The organism is Actinomadura sp. 3N508, assembly GCF_044326375.1.
Taxonomy (GTDB): Bacteria; Actinomycetota; Actinomycetes; order Streptosporangiales; family Streptosporangiaceae; genus Spirillospora.
On record NZ_JBIRAX010000003.1, the window covers coordinates 558,659 to 579,092 of the forward strand.

21 protein-coding genes are annotated in these 20,434 nt (G+C 72.5%); 9 read left to right on the forward strand and 12 right to left on the reverse strand.

What is annotated here, in order from left to right; translation table 11 throughout:
- The first annotated feature begins 76 nt into the window (after positions 1–76).
- Together ACH34S_RS13900 and ACH34S_RS13905 are read left to right on the forward strand one after the other, a co-directional pair.
- Complete coding sequence (locus tag ACH34S_RS13900) at positions 77–1,333, forward strand: hypothetical protein (protein WP_395952978.1); 1,257 nt, start codon at positions 77–79, stop codon at positions 1,331–1,333.
- 107 nt (positions 1,334–1,440) lie between these two features.
- Positions 1,441–1,887 (forward strand): hypothetical protein, encoded by a 447-nt coding sequence (locus tag ACH34S_RS13905; RefSeq protein ID WP_395952979.1) that lies wholly within the window; start codon positions 1,441–1,443, stop codon positions 1,885–1,887.
- A 14-nt stretch (positions 1,888–1,901) separates the two neighbouring features.
- On the opposite strand, the gene ACH34S_RS13910 is transcribed toward ACH34S_RS13905, so the two are convergent.
- Complete coding sequence (locus ACH34S_RS13910; protein WP_395952980.1) at positions 1,902–2,540, reverse strand: hypothetical protein; 639 nt, start codon at positions 2,538–2,540, stop codon at positions 1,902–1,904.
- 126 nt (positions 2,541–2,666) lie between these two features.
- Between ACH34S_RS13910 and ACH34S_RS13915 the strand changes: the two genes are divergently transcribed.
- Positions 2,667–3,014, forward strand: a complete 348-nt coding sequence (locus ACH34S_RS13915; protein ID WP_395952981.1) for a hypothetical protein — start codon at positions 2,667–2,669, stop codon at positions 3,012–3,014.
- 27 nt (positions 3,015–3,041) lie between these two features.
- Positions 3,042–4,220: a winged helix DNA-binding domain-containing protein gene (locus ACH34S_RS13920; protein WP_395952982.1), complete on the forward strand. Its 1,179-nt coding sequence runs from the start codon at positions 3,042–3,044 to the stop codon at positions 4,218–4,220.
- Positions 4,221–4,232: 12 nt separating this feature from the next.
- Here ACH34S_RS13920 and ACH34S_RS13925 read toward each other — a convergent pair whose 3' ends face one another.
- Positions 4,233–4,862, reverse strand: a complete 630-nt coding sequence (locus ACH34S_RS13925) for a hypothetical protein (protein ID WP_395952983.1) — start codon at positions 4,860–4,862, stop codon at positions 4,233–4,235.
- 159 nt (positions 4,863–5,021) lie between these two features.
- Between ACH34S_RS13925 and ACH34S_RS13930 the strand changes: the two genes are divergently transcribed.
- Positions 5,022–6,743, forward strand: coding sequence for a CocE/NonD family hydrolase (locus ACH34S_RS13930; RefSeq protein ID WP_395952984.1), 1,722 nt, complete (start codon positions 5,022–5,024; stop codon positions 6,741–6,743).
- A gap of 5 nt (positions 6,744–6,748) precedes the next feature.
- On the opposite strand, the gene hisF is transcribed toward ACH34S_RS13930, so the two are convergent.
- Genes hisF through hisD form a run of 7 tightly spaced genes read right to left on the reverse strand, consistent with a single transcriptional unit; the run spans position 6,749 to position 12,120 of the window.
- Positions 6,749–7,525, reverse strand: a complete 777-nt coding sequence (gene hisF / locus ACH34S_RS13935) for an imidazole glycerol phosphate synthase subunit HisF (RefSeq protein ID WP_395952985.1) — start codon at positions 7,523–7,525, stop codon at positions 6,749–6,751.
- On the reverse strand, positions 7,522–8,241 hold the full coding sequence (gene priA, locus ACH34S_RS13940) for a bifunctional 1-(5-phosphoribosyl)-5-((5-phosphoribosylamino)methylideneamino)imidazole-4-carboxamide isomerase/phosphoribosylanthranilate isomerase PriA (protein WP_395952986.1): 720 nt from the start codon (positions 8,239–8,241) through the stop codon (positions 7,522–7,524). Before priA ends, hisF begins: the two co-directional genes overlap by 4 nt.
- A gap of 35 nt (positions 8,242–8,276) precedes the next feature.
- Positions 8,277–8,912: an imidazole glycerol phosphate synthase subunit HisH gene (gene hisH, locus ACH34S_RS13945; RefSeq protein ID WP_395952987.1), complete on the reverse strand. Its 636-nt coding sequence runs from the start codon at positions 8,910–8,912 to the stop codon at positions 8,277–8,279.
- A gap of 13 nt (positions 8,913–8,925) precedes the next feature.
- On the reverse strand, positions 8,926–9,096 hold the full coding sequence (locus tag ACH34S_RS13950) for a hypothetical protein (protein ID WP_395952988.1): 171 nt from the start codon (positions 9,094–9,096) through the stop codon (positions 8,926–8,928).
- 2 nt (positions 9,097–9,098) lie between these two features.
- Entirely contained in the window at positions 9,099–9,692 is a 594-nt protein-coding gene (gene hisB / locus ACH34S_RS13955; RefSeq protein WP_132177761.1) for an imidazoleglycerol-phosphate dehydratase HisB, read from the reverse strand.
- On the reverse strand, positions 9,689–10,789 hold the full coding sequence (locus tag ACH34S_RS13960; protein ID WP_395952989.1) for a histidinol-phosphate transaminase: 1,101 nt from the start codon (positions 10,787–10,789) through the stop codon (positions 9,689–9,691). Before ACH34S_RS13960 ends, hisB begins: the two co-directional genes overlap by 4 nt.
- A complete protein-coding gene (gene hisD, locus ACH34S_RS13965) occupies positions 10,786–12,120 on the reverse strand; it encodes a histidinol dehydrogenase (RefSeq protein ID WP_395952990.1) in 1,335 nt (444 codons plus the stop codon). The genes ACH34S_RS13960 and hisD overlap by 4 nt, the downstream gene beginning before the upstream one ends.
- 187 nt (positions 12,121–12,307) lie before the next feature.
- Here hisD and ACH34S_RS13970 point away from each other — a divergent pair, with 187 nt between their 5' ends.
- Complete coding sequence (locus ACH34S_RS13970; RefSeq protein ID WP_395952991.1) at positions 12,308–12,970, forward strand: LON peptidase substrate-binding domain-containing protein; 663 nt, start codon at positions 12,308–12,310, stop codon at positions 12,968–12,970.
- Positions 12,971–12,993: 23 nt separating this feature from the next.
- Positions 12,994–13,485 carry a Cys-tRNA(Pro) deacylase gene (gene ybaK / locus ACH34S_RS13975; RefSeq protein ID WP_395952992.1) on the forward strand — a complete coding sequence of 164 codons (492 nt, stop codon included), beginning with the start codon at positions 12,994–12,996 and terminating at the stop codon, positions 13,483–13,485.
- Here the strand turns inward: ybaK and ACH34S_RS13980 are convergent.
- Complete coding sequence (locus ACH34S_RS13980) at positions 13,369–13,986, reverse strand: hypothetical protein (RefSeq protein ID WP_395952993.1); 618 nt, start codon at positions 13,984–13,986, stop codon at positions 13,369–13,371. The two genes, ybaK and ACH34S_RS13980, sit on opposite strands and share 117 nt — an antisense overlap.
- Before the next feature lie 98 nt (positions 13,987–14,084).
- On the opposite strand from ACH34S_RS13980, the gene ACH34S_RS13985 reads away from it, so the two are divergent.
- Positions 14,085–14,789: a DUF6882 domain-containing protein gene (locus ACH34S_RS13985; RefSeq protein WP_395952994.1), complete on the forward strand. Its 705-nt coding sequence runs from the start codon at positions 14,085–14,087 to the stop codon at positions 14,787–14,789.
- A gap of 66 nt (positions 14,790–14,855) precedes the next feature.
- Positions 14,856–15,746 carry an LLM class flavin-dependent oxidoreductase gene (locus ACH34S_RS13990; protein ID WP_395952995.1) on the forward strand — a complete coding sequence of 297 codons (891 nt, stop codon included), beginning with the start codon at positions 14,856–14,858 and terminating at the stop codon, positions 15,744–15,746.
- Positions 15,747–15,750: 4 nt separating this feature from the next.
- On the opposite strand, the gene dnaE is transcribed toward ACH34S_RS13990, so the two are convergent.
- Positions 15,751–19,281, reverse strand: coding sequence for a DNA polymerase III subunit alpha (gene dnaE / locus ACH34S_RS13995; protein ID WP_395952996.1), 3,531 nt, complete (start codon positions 19,279–19,281; stop codon positions 15,751–15,753).
- A 166-nt stretch (positions 19,282–19,447) separates the two neighbouring features.
- Positions 19,448–20,308, reverse strand: a complete 861-nt coding sequence (locus ACH34S_RS14000; protein ID WP_395952997.1) for an AraC family transcriptional regulator — start codon at positions 20,306–20,308, stop codon at positions 19,448–19,450.
- Positions 20,309–20,434: the final 126 nt, after the last annotated feature.

Sequence of the window (20,434 nt, forward strand, 5' to 3'; positions counted from 1 at the left end):
GAAAGCACCCGTTCCGCTGCGAAGACTCCGGCTAAAGCACTTGCCCGTTATCTGGTCTCGTGCGCATTCTGGCGGTGTGAATAACGAGGTCGTGTTGGAATCGGCGGGCACGCTGCACGGTCAGCTGCAGCGGGGGCTCGGGAGGGCCGCGCGGCGCGCGGCGGACAGGCCGGGCGCGGGCGAGTACGTCTACGACTGCATCCGGCGTGATCCACGGTGGGACCGCCAGTGCGAGTCACGGAAGCTGTACTACGCCCGGTTGATGGTCGATCTCGAGATGTCCGTGGGGCCGGTCGCGGCCCATCTGTTCGACCCGGCCGACCAGGCCGACGCCGACGAGTGGCGGGTGGACCTGGCGCTGGGCGTCCTCGCCGATCTGGTGCGGCTGAGCCGGCGGGAGGCCGCCTCGCCGCTGCGGCGGTACGCCGAGGAGGGCGCGCAGTGGTTCGACGCCGTCGAGGAATTGATCGATCTTGAGGACCCGGCACTGACGGTTGGATTGGACGAGCTGATCGCCACCCGCTGCGACGAGTCGGAGCTGGCGCTGCTGATCCCGGCGCACCACAACCCGGTGATCGAGTCGTGGGCGGCGCGGCAGCCGCGGATAGCCGAGGCCCTGGCGCGGCAGCGGGAGGCGGGACGGGCGGCACGCCGGGCGATGGTCGCCGCGCCCGGACGGGACGCGCAGAGCGAGGCGGAGCTGCTGGACCTGGCGCGGCGCCGGGGCGAGGGCGCCATCGGGGCGATCTTCGAGCTGGCCCGCCGCCGGACGCTCGCGCTGCTCGACCTGGCGGAGGAGCTGCTGCCGCAGCGGCCGAGCAGGTACGGCGGGGCGGTGTGCCGGGCGCTGCGGGAGTACGGGCCCGAGACGCTGCCGCGGGCGCGGGCGTGGGCGACGCAGCGCGGCGGTTGTGAGGACATGGGGTTGAGCATCCTCGCCCGCTACGGCACCCGCCAGGACGTCCCGCTGCTGATGGACGAGCTACGCGTGGCCCTGGACCGGCGCGAGTGGAGCAGCGCCGCCAGCCCGATCGAGGGGCTCGGACGGCTCCGCGCCGGCGAGGCCGTCCCCCTGCTGAAATCCGCTTGGACCGAATCAACGTACGCCTACCTGAGACCCAGAATCCTGACCGCGCTGACGAGAACGGCCCCGCATACCGCCGAGTCCTACACCGTCGAGGGGCTGTGGGACTGCGAGGAGAGCGTCCGCCTGGAGGCGGCGCGGTTCGCGCCGCTGACCCGCGAGACGGAGATCCGCCTGCAACGGCTGCATCACGACCCGTCCGAGGAGCCCGACGTCCGCGCTGCCGCCGCCGCCCGTTCGGTGACCTGAGACCTTGCGGCCCGGATGAACCCCGCCGGGGCGGGATGCGTATTCACCACCCGAATCGCGCATCACACCCCGGAGGAAGAGCGATGGGTTCCCGACACCATGTGCGCTTGACGAAACCCGCTTTGCTGTGCGCCGCCGCCCTGTCCGTGAGCATGGCGCTCGCCTCGGCGGCCGGCTGCTCGGCGATCTCGGACGCGACGTCCGGCGGCGAGGACGAGGGCAAGGTCGCCAAGCCGGCCAGCCTGGCGCAGCTCGCCCAGCAGACCAGCTGCTCCGTGACCGGCCAGCGGAAGGTGAAGGACCTGGAGCAGGGCAACTGCAAGACCGCCCAGGGCCGCTACGTCCTGCTCAGCTTCACCACCGACCAGGGCATGAACACGTGGCTGCACGAGGCCAAGCCGTGGGGCGGGGTGTACCTGGTGGGGGCGCGCTGGGTGGTGGTGAGCCAGGAGCACACCCTGCAGACGCTCCGCAAGGACCTGGGCGGCAAGATCGTCCACGGTGACAACCACGGCGGCGGCGGGGCTAGCCACGGGACGGGCCACGGCGGCTGACCCGGGGCCGGAGCTCAGGGCGTCCGGGCCTCGGTCTCGTGCTCGTCCTGGCCGCGCACCAGCAGGACGCCCCAGCGTTCGAGCGCGGGGCCGGTGCGCGCCAGGATCCGGCGCGCGGCCAGCCCGCGGCCGAGCGTGCCCGGGTGCAGCAGCGGATGACCGGGCCCGTCGACGACGACCCGGACGGCCGCGACCGGACGGTTCCCGGCCCGCGCCGCGACCACCGCGGACTCCATGTCCGCCGCCCGCGCGCCCTGCGCCGCCCAGATCGCCCGTTCCTTGCCGCGGACGACGTGGTCGGTGGTCACCAGCGGCCCGACCTGCACGCTCAGGCCGTCCTTGATCAGCTCTTCGGCCAGGAGGCGCGACGAGGCGCACGGCACCGGCTCCGCTCCCGGCCCTGAGCCGCGGATCTCGTCCGCGACCAGGACGTCCCCAGGGCGCAGCCGTTCGTCGAGCGCGCCGCAGAAGCCGACGATGACGAACGCGGCGCAGGCGTCCGGCACCCGGCCGGCGCGGCGGGCGCGGTAGCCGACGACCACGACGGGCGTGCGGACGAGCCCGCGCCGGACCGCCCGCGCCTCCAGGCGCAGCGCCGCGCACACCACCGGCCCCACCATCGGCCGCGAGTCCCCGGATTCGTCACACGTCACCGGTCCAGCGAAACACGGCGGCGGCGGAAGATCCAGTTCCGTCACCGCGCGGGACTACATCCGGTGCCCGCGGATCCGCCTCGCGGAGGGCGCCGGCGATGGGAGCGTGCCCCTAGACTCCCCGGCATGACCTCCTTTCCCGTTCGGCGGAAGCTGGCCGTCCTATCGTTCGCCCTCCTCCCCCTCGGCGCCGTGGCCGCGTGCGGCGGCGAGGGCACCAACGCCACCACCGACTGCGGCGTGAACGCCTGCACGGTGACGTTCGACCGCGGCGTCGACGCGAGCGCCTCCATCCTCGGCATCAAGGCCGAGCTGGTGAAGGTGGAGGGCCAGCTGGTCACGCTCAAGATCGCGGGGCAGACGATCACGGTGCCCGCCGGCGAGGGCGAGCAGGCCGAAGGGTTCAACGTGTCGGTCCAGTCCGTCACCAAGGAGAACGTCGTCGTCAAGATCTCCGGCGGCGGGGGCGGCTGACCCGGCCGGACACGCTAGGCTTCGCTCATGCGTTCGATGACCCCGGCGGAGCGCCGCGCCCGGCTCGGCGTCCGCCACCGGCTCGCCCCCGGCGCCAGGACCGACGACGTCCTCGACGTCGCGCGGTCCATGGTGGTGCTGCACGCCACCGACCCGGCGACCGTGTTCCTGTCGGTCGCGGCCCGCAGCGTCGACGCCGTCCCGGCGGCGCTGGAGCGGGCCCTGTACGACGACCGCACGCTGCTGCGGATGCTCGCGATGCGGCGGACGATGTTCGTCGCGCCCGTCGAGCTCGTCCCGGTGCTGCAGGCGTCCACGGCGAACGCGCTGGCCGCCAAGCAGCGCGCCACCTACACCCGCATCATCGAGCGCGGCAGCGACATCCGCGACGTGCCCGCCTGGTTCGCGGAGGTCGAGAAGGCCACGCACGAGGCGCTGCTGGCGCGCGGGGAGGCGACGGGCGCGCAGCTCAGCGCCGACGAGCCCCGGCTGCGGACGCAGGTCGACCCCGCGCCCGGCAAGCCGTACTCCAGGCCCACGGGCGTCACCACGTGGATCCTGGTCACGCTCGGCTGCGAGGGCCTGGTCGTCCGGGGCCGCCCGAACGGGTCGTGGACCAGCAGCCAGTACCGGTGGTCGCCCGTCGAGTCGTGGCTGCCCGGCGGCATCGAGGAGATCCCGGCCGACACGGCCCGCGCCGAGCTCGTCCGCCGCTGGCTGCGCACGTTCGGCCCCGCCCCGGTCTCCGACCTGAAGTGGTGGACGGGCTGGACGGCCGGTGACGTCAAGAAGGCCCTCGCGCTCCTCGACGTCACCGAGGTCGATCTCGGCGGCGCCACCGGGCTCGTGCTGTCCGACGACCTGGAGCCGGAGCCCGCGCCCGCCGAGCCGTGGGCGGCGCTGCTGCCCGCCCTCGACCCCACGCCGATGGGCTGGCAGGAGCGCGGCTGGTTCCTCGGCGACCACGGTCCGCTGCTGTTCGACCGGAACGGCAACATCGGCCCGTCCATCTGGTGGGACGGCCGCATCGTCGGCGGCTGGGCACAGCGCAAGGACGGCGAGATCGCGGTCCGCGTCCTGGAGGACGTGGGCGCCGACGCCGCGGCCGCGATCGAGCGGGAGGCCGCGCGCATAGCCGCCTGGTACGGCGACGTCCGCGCGACGCCCCGCTTCCGCACCCCGCTGGAACGCGAGCTCACGTCCTGACGGCGTGGCCGGTCAGTAGCCGTACGGGGGGCGGACGTCGAGAGCGGCCGCGCGGCGTCTGGCGCCGCCGCGGCGGACGGCGGTGACCGTGAACGCGATCACCGCGATCAGCCCGAGGCCCAGCCCGGCCAGGAAGGCGAAGCCGAGGTAGGCGTCGGCGGTGTCGTCCGGCGTCACCAGGATGGGGCCGTCGGTGCCGCGGCAGGTGAGCTTGGCCGCCCCGGAGACGGGCGCCTCGAACGAGGCCGTGTAGCGGTACGACGGGTGCTCGGCCGCGCTCCAGGAGTTCTTCCGCGTCAGCCGGATCGGCCCGGACCGCTCGCCCACCTGCACCGAGCACGCGAACGGCGACCCGCCGCCGCTGCGGACGTAGAGGAAGTAGCCGTACCCCTGCGACAGCTCGATCCTCACCCCGGCCACGGGGTCGCCCGACGCGGACGGCCCGTCCGCGGCGTTCGAGTCGTCCAGGAGGAACGCGAGCGTGGTGATGAACCCGATGGCGGCGACCAGGGCCAGGATGACCGGCAGGGCGTACCAGCCGGCGGACGGCCTGATCGGCGGCCGCACATGACCCCAGGAGGGTCCCGGCCCGCCGGGCCCCATGGGCGGCGGGCCCATCGGCGGGTTCGACCCGGGCCACATGTGTCGTCCTTCCAGCGGATCCGGCTATGCAGAACGCAACAATTCCAGACAATCCCCGCAACTCGCCAGCGAAGCCGGTCAGGTGCCCCGGGCGATTGCGGGGCCGCCGGAGCGGTTACCTTACTAGGGAGTAGCAAGAACGGCGGAGACGGAGGCGTCATGGCTCCCTGGGATCGGCTGCCCGCTCCCTGGGACCGGCTGCCCGCGCCGCCGATCAGGTTCCCCCTCCCCCGCGGGCTCCCCGGCGGGCTGGCACCGTACACCGTCCAGCGCGACCTGCCGGTGACGATGCCGGACGGCGTGACGCTGCTCACCGACCGGTACACGCCGTCCGGGGTCGAGCGCCCGCCCACGATCCTGGTCCGGACCCCCTACGGGCGGCGCGGACCGGCGGCGCTGGCCAACGGGCTGCCGTTCGTCCCGTTCGGTTTCCAGCTGGTGGTGCAGAGCGTGCGCGGGACGGCCGGGTCCGGCGGCGAGTTCGACCCGCTCGGCCGGGAGGGCGAGGACGGGCTGGCGACCGTCGCGTGGCTGAAGCGGCAGCCCTGGTTCCACGGCACGTTCGCCGCGTTCGGCCCCAGCTACCTCGGCTACACGGCGTGGGCGATCGCGGCGGGCGCCGGTCCCGAGCTGAAGGCGATGTCACTGCAGATCACCGCGTCGTCGTTCCGGGACGCCGCCTACGTGGGCGGGTCGTTCGCGCTGGAGTCCGCGCTCACCTGGACGGACCTGACCTACCGGCAGCGGCGGCCGCTCGGGATGCTCACCGCGCCGCTGACGTCCCGGCGCCGCGCCGTCCGCGCCGCGCGGTCCGGCCGTCCCCTCTCCGAGCTGGACGTGCTGGCAGGCGGCCGGTCGATGCGCTTCTACCAGGACCTTCTCGCCGGCCACACCGGCGAGAACGGCTATTGGGACGACCGCGACTTCAGCGGCACCGTCGGCGACGTCACCGCGCCCGTCACCCTCCTCGGCGGCTGGTACGACGTGTTCCTGCCCTGGCAGGTCAGGGACTACCTCGCGCTCCGCGCCGCCGGGCACACCCCGTACCTGACCATCGGCCCCTGGTGGCACACCGACGCCCGGCACGGGCTCGTCACGGTCCGCGAGTCGCTCGCCTGGTTCCGCGCCCATCTGCTCGGCGACCCGTCCGGGCTGCGGCGCGATCCCGTCCGCGTCTACGTCACCGGCGCCCGCGAATGGCGGCACTACCGCGACTGGCCGCCGCCCGGGACGCGCCAGGTGCCATGGCACCTGCACGCGGGCGGCGGCCTCGGCGAGGACGGCCCGCAGGACGCCCCCGCGAGCACCTACCGCTTCGACCCGGCCCGACCGACGCCCGCGCTCGGCGGGCCGACCGTGCTCGGCAGCTCCCGCCCGGTCGACAACCGGCCGCTGGAGCGCCGCGACGACGTGCTCGTCTTCACCTCTCCGGCCCTCGACGCCGACCTGGACGTGATCGGTCCGGTCGGCGCGGATCTGTTCGTCCGGTCCGACCGGGAGCACACCGACTTCGTCGTCCGGCTGTGCGATGTCGCGCCGGACGGGACGTCCCGCAGCGTCTGCGAGGGCGGCCTGCGGCTGCCCGCCGCCGCGGAGAAGCCCGTGGGGACGGGCGGCGTCCGCCGCATCGGCGTCGACCTGTGGCCGACCGGGCACCGGTTCGCGCGCGGGCACCGGGTCCGCGTCCACGTCACCAGCGGCGCCCACCCGAAGGTCGCCGCGAACCCCGGCACCGGCGAGCCGCTCGCCACCGCGACGAGGATGGTCACGGCGCACCAGGAGGTCTTCCACGACCCGGACCGGCCGTCGGCGATCATCCTCCCGATCGTGGAACGTTCCGCCGAGGCGGCCGTGCACGCCCCGGGCGAGGAGGAGGCCTGATCCGGTCAGCGGACGGGGGTGCCCGCGTCCCGCAGGGCGGCCTTGACCTCGGAGATCTTCAGTTCGCCGAAGTGGAAGACGCTGGCGGCGAGGACGGCGTCCGCGCCCGCGGCCACGGCGGGCGCGAAGTGCTCGACGGCCCCGGCGCCGCCGCTGGCGATCACCGGCACGGTCACGGCCGCCCGGACGCGGCGCAGCATCTCCAGGTCGAAGCCCTCCTTGGTGCCGTCGGCGTCCATGGAGTTCAGCAGGATCTCGCCGACGCCCAGCTCCTGGCCGCGCCGGGCCCACTCGACCGCGTCGATGCCGGTGCCCTTGCGGCCGCCGTGCGTGGTGACCTCGAACCCCGACGCGGTCCCGTGCTGGCCGGAGGGCGCGGCGCGGCGGGCGTCGACCGACAGGACGACGCACTGCGACCCGAACCGGTGCGCGGCCTCCCGCAGGAACTCGGGGCGCGCGATCGCGGCGGTGTTGACCGAGACCTTGTCGGCGCCCGCGCGCAGCAGCCGGTCGATGTCGTCGACGGTGCGGACGCCGCCGCCGACCGTGAGCGGGATGAACACCTGCTCGGCGGTGCGGCGGACGACGTCGTAGGTCGTGGAGCGGTCGGCGCTGGAGGCGGTGATGTCCAGGAACGTCAGCTCGTCGGCGCCCTCGGCGTCGTAGCGGGCGGCCAGCTCGACGGGGTCGCCCGCGTCGCGCAGGTTCTGGAAGTTGACGCCCTTGACCACGCGCCCGGCGTCGACGTCCAGGCACGGGATCACCCGCACGGCGACCGTCACTTCACGGCCTCCAGGGCTTCTTCGAGCGTGAACGCCTGCGCGTAGAGGGCCTTGCCGACGATCGCGCCCTCCACGCCGGCTTCGACGAGCCCGGCCAGCTCGCGCAGGTCGTCCAGGGACGAGACGCCGCCGGACGCGATCACCGGCTTGCCCGTCCGGGAGCAGACCTCGCGGAGCAGCTCGGTGTTGGGGCCGCGGAGCGTGCCGTCCTTGGTGACGTCGGTGACGACGTAGCGGGGGCAGCCGTCGTCCTCCAGCCGGGCGAGGACCTCCCACAGGTCGCCGCCCTCGCGCGTCCAGCCGCGGGCTGCGAGCGTGGTGCCGCGCACGTCGAGGCCGACCGCGATCCGGTCGCCGTGCGAGGCGATGATCTTCCGGCACCAGGCGGGGTCTTCCAGCGCGGCGGTGCCGATGTTGACGCGCTCGCAGCCGGTGCCGAGCGCGGCGTCCAGGGAGGCGTCGTCGCGGATGCCGCCGGACAGCTCCACCTTCACCTCCAGCCGCCCGGTGACCTCGGCGAGCAGCTCCCGGTTGGAGCCGCGCCCGAACGCGGCGTCCAGGTCGACCAGATGGATCCACTCCGCGCCCGCGCGCTGCCAGGCCAGGGCCGCCTCCAGCGGCGATCCGTAGGAGGTCTCGGTGCCCGCCTCGCCCTGGACCAGGCGGACGGCCTGGCCGCCTGCGACGTCGACGGCGGGAAGGAGCGTCAAGGACATGCGGAAACCCTTTCGAGGCAGATGGGACGGGAAGATCAGGCGAGGGTGCCCAGCCAGTTGCGGAGGAGTTCGGCGCCGGCGTCGCCGGACTTCTCCGGATGGAACTGGGCGGCGCACAGCGGGCCGTTCTCCACGGCGGCGACGAACCGGTCGCCGTGCTCGGCCCAGGTGACCAGCGGCGGCGCGATGACGCCGGTCGGGTCGGGCTCCAGGTCCCAGCTCCGGGCAGCGTAGGAGTGGACGAAGTAGAACCGCGCGTCCTCCAGGCCCTTGAACAGGACCGAGCCTTCGGGGACGTCGACGGTGTTCCAGCCCATGTGCGGGACGACCGGCGCGTCGAGCCGGTCGACCGTGCCGGGCCACTCGTCGCAGCCCTCGGTGGTGACGCCGTGCTCGATGCCCTTGGTGAACAGGATCTGCATGCCGACGCAGATGCCGAGGACGGGCCGCCCGCCGGCGAGCCGCCGCCCGATGATCTGTTCGCCGCGCACCGAGCGCAGGCCCGCCATGCACGCCGCGAACGCGCCGACGCCGGGGACGACGAGGCCGTCGGCGGCGAGCGCGGCGTCCCAGTCGGCGGTGACGGTCACCTCCGCGCCCGCGCGGGCGACGGCGCGTTCGGCCGAGCGCAGGTTCCCCGAGCCGTAGTCGAGGATGACGATCTTGCTCATGGCAACATCACGCTCACAGCCACATCACGCCACCGGTGAAGGCGATCGCGGCGAGGACGAGCACGATCAGCGCGGCGATCTTCAGGCCCTGCTTGACGAAGCTGTACACGCCCGCCAGCAGGAACGCCGCCACCGCGAAGACCGCGACGTTGCCGTAGGTGAAGTGCAGGTCGCCGATCTCCACGGTTACAGCGCCCCCTTCGTGGACGGGATGCCGTGCACCTTCGGGTCGAGCGCCACGGCGTCGCGCAGCGCGCGGGCGAGTGCCTTGAACTGCGCCTCGACGATGTGGTGCGCGTTCCGGCCGTAGGGGACGTGGACGTGCAGCGCGATCCGGGCGTTCGACACGAACGACTCGAAGATGTGCCGGGTCATGGTGGTGTCGTACTCGGGGCCGATCATCGGGGCCATGCCGTCGGGCTCGACGTGGACGAGGTAGGGGCGGCCGGAGACGTCGACGGTGACCTGCGCGAGGGCCTCGTCCAGCGGGATGGACGCGTCCGCGAACCGGTGGATGCCGGCCTTGTCGCCGAGCGCCTCCCGGAACGCCTGGCCGAGCGCGATCGCGGTGTCCTCGATGGTGTGGTGGCTGTCGATGTGCAGGTCGCCGGTGGTCTTGACGGTCAGGTCGAACGACCCGTGCTTGCCGAGCTGGGCCAGCATGTGGTCGAAGAACCCCACGCCGGTCGCCACGTCGACCTGCCCGGTGCCGTCCAGGTCGATCTCGACGAGGACCTGCGTCTCCCCGGTCCCGCGTTCGACTCGTCCCTTGCGCGTCACAGACTCTCCTTCAGTGTTTCGCTCAGTGCGGTGCGGAAGGCGGCCATCTCCTCGGGGGTGCCGACGCTGACCCGCAGCCACTCGGGCGGTCCCACCTCCCGGATCAGCACGCCGCGCTCCAGCAGGGCCTCCCAGACCGTGCGGCGGTCGGGGAACGTCCCGAACAGGACGAAGTTGGCGTCGGAGTCGGCCACCCGGAGCCCCTCGCCGCGCAGCCAGGCTACGAGATCGTCGCGGTCGCGGCGCAACGCCTCGACGCCGCCGAGCAGTTCGTCGCCGTGCGCGAGGGCGGTGCGCGCGACGGCCTGGGTGACGGCCGACAGGTGGTACGGCAGCCGGACGAGCAGCAGCGCCTCGACCACGGCGGGGTCGGCGGCGAGGTAGCCGAGCCGTGTCCCGGCCATGGCGAACGCCTTGGACATCGTCCGGGTGACGATCAGGCGGGGGTGGCCGTCCAGGAGCGTCAGCGCGGACGGCGTCTCCTTGCGGCGGAACTCCGCGTACGCCTCGTCCACGACGACCATGCCGGGCGCGACGTCCAGCACCGCCTCGATCGCCGCCAGCGGCAGCGCGGTGCCGGTCGGGTTGTTCGGCGAGGTCAGGAACACGATGTCGGGGCGGTGCTCCTCGACGGCGGCGACCGCGCGGGCGGGTTCGATGCCGAAGTCGTCGTCGCGGAAGGCGTTCACCCAGCGCGTCCCGGACACCCCGGTGATGATCGGGTGCATCGAGTAGGACGGCTCGAAGCCGAGCGCGGTGCGGCCCGCCCCGCCGAACGCCTGGAGGATCTGCTGGATGATCTCGTTGGAGCCGTTCGCCGCCCAGACGTGGCCCGTGGTGAGGCCGGCGCCCGGGGTGTCGGTGTTCAGGAACGCGGCGAGGTCTTCGCGGAGGGCGACGGCGTCGCGGTCGGGGTAGCGGTTCAGGGTGCCGGCGACGTCCATGACCGCGTCCCCGAGGGCCTTCACCAGGCGCTCGGACGGCGGGTACGGGTTCTCGTTGGTGTTCAGCGCGTACGGGACGTCCAGCTGCGGCGCGCCGTAGGGTTCGCGGCCGCGCAGGTCGTCGCGGAGCGGCAGGTCGCCGAGCGAGGTCACGACGGGACCTCCCAGTCGCTGTGCTTGTCTGGTTCGGCTCCGCCAAAACGGGCCTTCAGCGCGGCGCCGTGGGCGGGCAGGTCTTCCGCCTCGGCGAGCGCGACCACGCGGCCGGTGGCCTCGGCGAGCGCGTCCCGGTCGTACTCGACGACGTGGACGCCCCGCAGGAACGACTGGACCGACAGCCCGGACGAGTGGCAAGCACACCCGCCCGTGGGCAGGACGTGGTTCGACCCGGCCAGGTAGTCGCCGAGCGACACCGGCGCGTACCGCCCGACGAAGATCGCTCCGGCGTTGCGGACGCGGGCGGCGACGGCGGCCGCGTCGGCGGTGTGGATCTCCAGGTGCTCGGCGGCGTAGGCGTCCACGACCTTGAGGCCGTCCTCGACGCCGTCGACCAGCACGATCCCGGACTGGCGCCCGGCGAGCGCCGCGGTGATCCGCTCGCTGTGCCGGGTGCGGGCGACCTGGGCCTTCAGCTCGGTCTCGACCTCGTCGGCGAGCCGCACCGAGTCGGTGACCAGGACGGCCGCGGCGAGCGTGTCGTGCTCGGCCTGGCTGATCAGGTCGGCGGCGACGTCCACCGGGCTCGCGGTCGCGTCGGCGAGGATCGCGATCTCGGTCGGCCCGGCCTCGGCGTCGATGCCGATCACGCCCTTGAGCAGCCGCTTCGCGGCGGCGACATAGACGTTGCCGGGCCCGGTGACCAGATCGGCGCGCGGGCACTCGCCAGTGCCGTAGGCGAACATCGCGATCGCCTGCGCGCCGCCCGCCGCGTGCACCTCGTCCACGCCGAGCAGCGCGCACGCCGCGAGAATCGTCGGGTGCGGGAGGCCGCCGAACTCGCGCTGCGGCGGCGAGGTCACGGCGAGGGACCCGACGCCCGCCTCCTGCGCGGGCACGACGTTCATGACCACGCTCGACGGGTACACGGCGCGCCCACCAGGCACGTACAGCCCGACGCGCCCGACCGGGATCCACCGCTCGGTGACGGTCCCGCCGGGCACGACCTGCGTGGTCACGTCGGTGCGCCGCTGATCGCGGTGGACGATGCGCGCCCGCCGGATGCTCTCCTCCAGCGCGTCGCGGACGGCCGGATCGAGCTCCGCGAGCGCCCGGTGGACGACGTCCACCGGCACGCGGGTGCTCTCCAGCTCGACGCCGTCGAACGCCTTCGTGTACTCCCGTACCGCTGCCGAGCCGCGATGGCGCACGCCGTCGCAGATGGGCCGCACCTTGGCAAGGGCGGCCTCGACGTCGAGCTCGGCGCGGGGCAGCACGGAGCGCAGCTCGCCGGGAAGCGAACCGCGCAGGTCGATACGGGAAATCACCCGTCCAGTCTACGGAGTGCCTCCCGCCCCTCGCGCACCGTCTCACGTGCCGAGATGCCCCGTGCCGCGACCGGCGATGACATCCGCTTCACACTATGAAAAATCACCCCTTACCAAGATCATCGACCAGGACGTAGGCTGGCGCGGAAGGCGCTTTCCCGGCGGCGCCCAGGACCGTGGAGCGACAGTGACCGAGCGGCTCGCCCTGTTCCCCCTGGGCACCGTGCTGTTCCCCGGCCTCGTTCTCCCCCTCCACCTGTTCGAGGACCGCTACCTCAGCCTGATCGGCGACCTCCTGGAACGGCCCGAGCCGCGCGGCTTCGGCGTCGTCGGCATCGAGCTCGGGCACGAGGTCGGCGAGGGCTCCGCGCACCGGCTCGCGGAGATCGGCTGCGTCGCCGAACTGCGCGACGCCCGCCCGCACCCGGACGGCCGGTACGACATCGTGACGGTCGGCGCCCGCCGCTTCCGGCTCAAGGAGCTGGACCGCTCGCGGCCCTATCTGCAGGGTGAGGTGGAGTTCCTGCCCGAGGAGCCGGGAGCCGACCCCGGGCCGGTCGGGCTGCGCGTCCGGCGGCTGTTCCGGCTGTACCGGCACCGGCTGACCGCGGCGGGCGCCGGCTCGTTCGAGCCGGGCGAGCCGCCCGACGACCCCGTCGCCCTGTCGTATGTGATCGCCGCGTCGCTGATCCTGGACGGCCACGAGAAGCAGCGGCTGCTGGAGTGCGACGACGCGACGCTGCGCCTGGAGGCCGAGCGCGACCTGCTGGTCAGGGAGAACCGCATCCTGGACGTCCTGCCGATGATCCCCGCGGGCCAGTTCCTGGACGGGTCGTTCCACGCGAACTGACCGCACACGGCAGACTGCCCTCCATGGGCAAGACCAAGGGCGGCACGGGCACCCCGGCGACGGTCGCCGCCACCAAGGCGAAGATCGAGTTCACCCTGCACACCTACGAGCCGGACCCGAACGCCGAGTCGTACGGGGCGGCGGCGGCCGACGCCCTCGGCATCCCGCATTCGCAGATCTTCAAGACGCTGCTCGCCGACGTCGACGGGCGGCTCACCGTCGGCGTCGTCCCGGTGTCGGCCAGCCTCGACCTGAAGGCGCTCGCGGCGGCGGCCGGCGGCAAGAAGGCCCGGATGGCGGAGCCGCGCGACGCCGAGCGCGCCACCGGCTACGTCGTCGGCGGGATCAGCCCGCTGGGGCAGCGCAGGCGGCTGCCGACCGTGATCGACGCGTCGGTGTCAGCGCTCGCCACCGTCTACGTCTCGGCCGGCCGGCGCGGACTGCAGATCGAGCTCCTCCCCGCCGATCTCGTCCGCCTCACCGGCGCCCGCGTCGCCGTCATCGCCCGCGGGTAGCCGCCGCAGGACCAGCTCCAGCACCCCGTAGGTGGCGACGGCGGGCAGCGCCCAGAACACCAGGACGCCCTTGGCGCGCAGGTCGGCGACACCGGTCACGGTGGTGCCGTCGCGCGCGCTGCGGACCGCGTCCCGGAAGCCGCCGAGCCCGATCAGGTGGCCGGTCTTCCAGGCGAGGAAGGCCGCCGCTCCCCCGCCGACGGCCAGCCCGAGCAGCAGCGCGATGTCGTCGCCGCGCCTGCCCGCCACATACGCGGCGATACCGCACAGCAGGCCCGCGACGAGAGCGATCAGAGCGAACCGGGCATCGATGCCGATCGGACCCTGGCCTTCCGGTTCGGCCAGCAACGGCTCACCCTGGACTATTACGTATGTCACCTCGGGGATGGTCTTGGCCCACAGCACCCCCACGAGCGGGCCCGGCAGCGTCACGATGGCGGCGGTCACCGCCCAGGTCACCAAGAACCTCATCGCCGAGAGCCGCCCGGTGGGTCCCCGCACCTCGTACGCTCCTCATTGAAGAGTCCTCTGACAGCGAAAAGCCTAGCCTGTCCGATACGGCCCGCGATCGGCCCGACCACTGGGATAATGTGCCCGACATGTCCGGATTCAGTCCCGCGTTCGAACGCCTCGGCGCCGCCCTGGCGGCCGTCGTCCTGCAGCAGCAGGAGACGCTCGCGGAGTTCCTGCCGCGCGAGGACTGGAGCGCCGACCTGACCGCACGGACCTACTCCAGCGGCGGTGTCACCGTCCGGGTGTCGCTGCTCGGCAGCTACGCCGCGCGGGAGCGCACCTGGCTGTGGGGGTGGGCCAACCCGCAGTTCGGCGACGCGCATCCCGCCGTCACCCCCACCCTCGTCATCCGGACGGTCGGCGAGCGGCTCGGCATCACCGAGTTCACCACCCCCGAGGTCGACCTGTCCTGGTACGAGGGCCCGGCCGGGCACGGCGGGGAGCTGATGGCGATGGCCGCGGGCGGCGTCCTCGGCGGCGCCGGCTACATCGGCGCGGGCTACGACGGCGGCTCCGCCTACCTGCACGTCGACGACCCGCAGGCACCGCCCGCCCGGTGGGACCCGATCCCCCTCCCCCGCATCCTGGCGAGCGCGACGAGCCTGTTCCCGCACGAGCCCCGACTGACGCTGGCCGGTTTCCTGTCCCGGCACCGCGTCCCCTACCGCCAGACCGACCTGCAGACCGAGGCCCTGCTCCCCGGCGGCGGGAAGGCCCGCGCCCGCTTCGACGGCCTGGGCCGCTTCGTCGACTGGCACGCGGAGCTGAGCGCCGCCGCGATGAGCGGCTGATCCGGTAGGACGGGCCCGTAGCCCTACTGATTCGGCCCGGGGCTCGGGCTCTATAGTTTCAAGTCCATGATCTACCGATTCGGCGTCCAGCTCGCCCCGTCCGCCGCCGGGCTGGGCGAGGTCCAGGCCCTCGCCCGCCAGGCCGACCGTGACGGGCTCGACCTCCTCGGCGTCCAGGACCACCCGTACGCGGCCGACCAGGCCGACACGCTCGCGCTCATCGCGACGCTGCTCGCCGGCACCGAGCGGCTGCGGGTGTTCCCGGACGTGGCGAGCCTGCCGCTGCGGGGCCCGGCCGTCCTGGCCAAGCAGGCCGCGACCCTCGACCTGCTCAGCGGCGGCCGGTTCGAGCTCGCGCTCGGCGCGGGCGCGTTCTGGCCCGCGATCTCCGCGATGGGCGGCCCGGACCGCACGCCCGGCGAGGCGCTCAGGGCGCTGGAGGAGGCCATCGAGATCATCCGGGCAATGTGGCGTCCGGGCGAGGCGGTCAAGGTCAGCGGGACGCACTACACGGTGAAGGGCATCCACGCGGGACCGGCCCCCGCGCATCCGGTCGGCATCTGGCTCGGCAGCGTGGGGCCGAAGGCGCTCGCGCTCACGGGCCGCGTCGGCGACGGGTGGGCCGCGCCGATCCCGCACTACCTGCCGTACGAGTCGTGGCGCGCATCGCAGGACATCATCACCCGCGCCGCCGAGGACGCCGGGCGCGACCCGTCCGCCATCACCCGGATCGCGCAGCTCGTCGGCCACATCACCGATGCGCAGGGCACCGTCCGGCTGGAGGGCGAGGAGCCCATCCGCACGGACGCCGCAGGCTGGGCTCGCGTGCTGGCCGATCTCGCGACCGAGACCGGCTTCGACACGTTCGTCTACTGGCCGGAGACCGCCGACGCGACGCAGCTCCGCCGCTGGGCGCAGGAGGTCGTCCCCGCCGCCCGCGCCCTCCTCGACGCCTGACCCGTCAACCCAAACAGGACGGGCCCAGGAGTTGCTTCAGGTCGCCCATCAAGGCCGGCGACGGGGCCACGCGGAGCTTGTCGTCCAGGCGGACGACCGTGGTGCGCGGCCCGTTCTGGACGTGCAGGTGCACCTCGGACCTGCCGGGGTGGGTGATCAGGACTTCCTTCAGGCGGGACACCACCGGCGGTGTGCAGCGGCCCAGCGGCATCGTGATCGGGAACGGGCCGGTCGCGTCGGTGATCGTCAGGTCGGGCTGGACGACCTCCATCGCGATGATCTTCGCGACGTCCTCGCGCCGGTCCAGCCTGCCCTTGACGACGAGGATCGCGTCCTCGGCGAGGAGCGTCGAGCACAGCTGGTAGGACGACGGGAAGCACATCACCTCGATGGAGCCGCCCAGGTCTTCCAGCTGGAACATCGCCCACGAGTTGCCCTGCTTGGTGACCTTGCGCTGGAGGCCGGAGAGGAGGCCCGCGACGATCACGACCTGGCCGTCGGGGCGCTCGCCCTCGTTCAGGACGGCGATCGTGCAGTCGGCCTCGCGCTCCAGGATGTGCTCGACGCCGAGGAGCGGATGGTCGGAGACGTACAGGCCGAGCATCTCCCGCTCGAACGCGAGGAGGGTCGTCTTGTCCCACTCCTCGCCCTCGGGGATCGCGACGGCGAACGCGTCCTCGCCGCCGTCGTCCTCCAGGGCGCCGAAGAGGGAGTCCTGGCCGACGGCCTCCTTGCGCTTGATGTCGATGACGGAGTCGATGGCCTGCTCGTGCACCATCAGCAGCGCCTTGCGCTGGTGGCCGAGCTCGTCGAACGCGCCCGCCTTGATCAGCGACTCCACGACCCGCTTGTTGCAGACGATCGGCGGGACCTTGCTGAGGAAGTCGTTGAAGTCGGTGTAGGCGCCCTTCTCCTTGCGGGCGGCGACGATGCCGTCCACCACGTTGGTGCCGACGTTGCGGACGGCCGACAGCCCGAACCTGATCTCGGTGTCGCCCAGCGGGGTGAAGTCGGCCTCGGAGGTGTTGACGTCCGGCGGCAGGACCTTCAGCCCCATCCGGCGGCATTCGGACAGGTAGAGGGCGCTTTTGTCCTTGTCGTCGCCGACGGAGGTGAGCAGCCCCGCCATGTACTCGGCCGGGTAGTTCGCCTTGAGGTAGGCCGTCCAGTAGGAGACCAGGCCGTACGCGGCGGAGTGGGCCTTGTTGAAGGCGTAGTCGGAGAACGGGACCAGGATGTCCCAGAGGGTCTTGACGGCCTCCTTGGAGAAGCCGTTGTCGATCATCCCCTGCTCGAAGCCGACGAACTGGGCGTCCAGCTCCGCCTTCTTCTTCTTGCCCATGACGCGGCGGAGAAGATCCGCTTTGCCGAGCGTGTAGCCCGCCACCTTCTGCGCGATCGCCATCACCTGCTCCTGATAGACGATCAGGCCGTAGGTGGTGTCGAGGATCTCCCTGAGCGGTTCCTCCAGCTCCGGATGGATCGGGGTGATCTCCTGCTGGCCGTTCTTGCGGAGCGCGTAGTTGGTGTGGGAGTTCGCGCCCATCGGGCCCGGCCGGTACAGGGCGCCGACGGCGGAGATGTCCTCGAAGTTGTCGGGCTTCATCAGCCGCAGCAGCGACCGCATCGGGCCGCCGTCGAACTGGAACACCCCGAGGGTGTCGCCGCGGGCGAGCAGGTCGTAGGTCGGCTGGTCGGTCAGCGGGAGGGCGAGGAGGTCGACGTCGATGCCCTTGTTCTTCTTGATGCCGCGGAGCGCGTCGTCGATGATCGTCAGGTTCCGCAGGCCCAGGAAGTCCATCTTCAGCAGGCCGAGCGTCTCGCAGGTCGGGTAGTCGAACTGCGTGATGATCGCGCCGTCGGCGTCCCGGCGCATGATCGGGACGTGGTCGGTGATCGTCTCACCGGACATGATCACCCCGGCGGCGTGCACGCCGGTCTGGCGGATCAGGCCCTCCAGGCCCTGCGCCAGGTCCATGATCTGCTTGACGTCGGTCTCTTCCTCGTACAGCTTGCGCAGCTCGCCCGCCTCGCCGTGGCGGGGGTGCTTGTCGTCGAAGATCCCCGACAGCGGGATGTCCTTGCCCATCACGGCGGGCGGGAACGCCTTGGAGATGCGGTCGCCGAGCGCGTACGGGAAACCGAGGACGCGGCCCGCGTCCTTGATCGCGGCCTTCGCCTTGATGGTGCCGAAGGTCGCGATGAAGGAGACCTTGTCGGCGCCCCACTTCTCCGTCGTGTACTTGATGACCTCGGCGCGCCGATCTTCAGGGAAGTCGATGTCGATGTCGGGCATGGACGCGCGCTCGGGGTTCAGGAACCGCTCGAAGATCAGCCCGTGCGGGATCGGGTCGAGGTCGGTGATGCCCATCGCGTACGCGACCAGCGACCCCGCCGCGGATCCTCGGCCGGGGCCGACCAGGATGCCGTTCTCCTTGGCCCACATGATGAAGTCGGCGACGACGAGGAAGTACGACGGGTACCCCTTGCCGAGGATGACGCCCATCTCGTACTCGGCCTGCTCCTTGTACCCCTCGGGCAGGCCGTCGGGGAAGCGGCGCTCCAGGCCCTTCCAGACCTCCTTGCGGAACCAGCTCTCCTCCGTCTCGCCCTCGGGGACGGGGAAGCGGGGGCTGAGGTCCTTGTACTCGAACATGCCGTCCGGCTCGACGCGCTCGGCGATGAGCAGCGTGTTCCGGCAGCCCTCCGCCCAGATGTCGGACGAGTCGATCGCGCGCATCTCGTCGGCGGTCTTGAGGTAGTAGCCGGACCCGTCGAACCGGAACCGGTCGGGGTCGGCGAGCTGCTTGCCGACCTGGACGCACAGGAGCGCGTCGTGCGCGGTGGCCTCGGACTCGTGCGTGTAGTGCGAGTCGTTGGTGACCACCGGCGGGATGTTGAGCTTCTTGCCGATCTCGATGAGACCGTCGCGGACGCGGCGCTCGATCTCCAGGCCGTGGTCCATCAGCTCAAGGAAGTAGTTCTCCTTGCCGAGGATCTCCTGGAAGTTGGCGGCTGCCTTGAGGGCCTCGTCGAACTGGCCGAGCCGCAGCCGCGTCTGGACCTTGCCGGACGGGCAGCCGGTCGTGGCCATGATCCCGTCGGCGTGCTCGGCGAGGAGCTCCTCGTCCATCCGGGCGTACTTGAAGACGAAGCCCTCGGTGTAGGCGCGGCTGGACAGCTTGAACAGGTTGTGCAGGCCCGTCTTGTTCCGCGCCCACAGCGTCATGTGGTTGATCAGGCCGCCGCCGGAGACGTCGTCGCGCTTCTGGCTCGGCTCGCCCCACTGGACCTTCTTCTTGTGGTAGCGGGACTCGGGCGCCATGTACGCCTCGATGCCGATGATCGGCGTGACCCCGGCCGCGGTCGCCTGCCTGTGGAAGTCGTAGGCGCCGTGCATGTTGCCGTGGTCGGTCATGGCGATGGCGGGCATCTTCTGCCGGCTGACCTCGTCGAACATCTGCTTCAGCCGAGCGGCTCCGTCCAGCATGGAGTACTCGGTGTGAACGTGCAGGTGAACGAAAGAGTCGGCCATGCGTGCTGCGCCTCCTGCTCATGCATGCGACCGCGCACGCCACGGCCTTACGGGGGGTGTGGGGGTCGCCCCCCACAACAGGTCGGCCGGTGCGTGTCGGCTTTATCGGGTCCGGGGGAAGATCGTCAACCCGGCGGGGACGCCGGAATGACGCGGTCCTGAGAGCCTAACTCTCCTCCGGCGCCCCATGCGCCCCGACGCGCCCAATCGAGCGGGCACTACGGTAGGCGCCCGGCGGGACACCCAGCGTGCGCTTGAAATGGCGGGTCAGGTGGGCCTGGTCGGCGAAGCCGGTGCGGGCCGCGACGTCGGCCGGCCGCAGGCCCTCGTCCAGCAGGACGCGCGCCTCCCGCACGCGCACCTGGTTGAGGTAGGCGTGCGGCGGCAGGCCGACGGTGTCGCGGAACGCGCGCAGCAGCGGGAACGGGCGGGTCCCGACGGCCTCGGCCAGCTCGTCCAGGGACGGCGGCCCGACGAGGCTCGCGTGCAGGATCTCGCGGGCCTCGCGGACGGCGTGCGGCATGCCGCTCCCCCTGGACGCGTCGTTCCGGCGGAGATCGTGGGCGTGCCGGGTGAGCATGCCCGCCACGGCCGTCCGCAGCATGGTGGACGCGGCCAGCGCGTCGCCCTTCTCCCCCGCCCGGTGGACGGCGCGCAGCCGGTCGGCGGTGGCGGGATCGTCCACGACGGGGTCCGGGAAGGCGGGCGTGCCCTGCCGGGCGCCCAGCTCGGCGGCCATCCCGGCCACGACGTCGACCGGCGGGTAGATCACCCGGTACGCCCAGCCCTCCGGCGTGCCCGCGTGCCCGCCGTGCACGACGCCGGGGTTGACGACGACGATCGAGCCGGGCCCGGCGCGCTGCACGCCGCCCGGGTGCTCGAACTCCTCGACGCCCGCGTCGATGACGCCGAACACGTAGCCGTCGTGGGCGTGCCGGGTGAACCGGTGCGTCACGAAGCGGGCGCGCAGCAGATCGACCTCGGGGAGCGCCGGGTGGCGGTAAAAGTGCGCGACCTCTTCCCCCATATCGGACATGCTATCCGGGACGTCTCAACCGGCGAGATGATCTGTCCGCGGTTTGACGGGCACCGGCCGGGACCGCATACGATCTGGTCCGTGGACTATCGTCACTTCAGGTTTACGAGGCCGGCT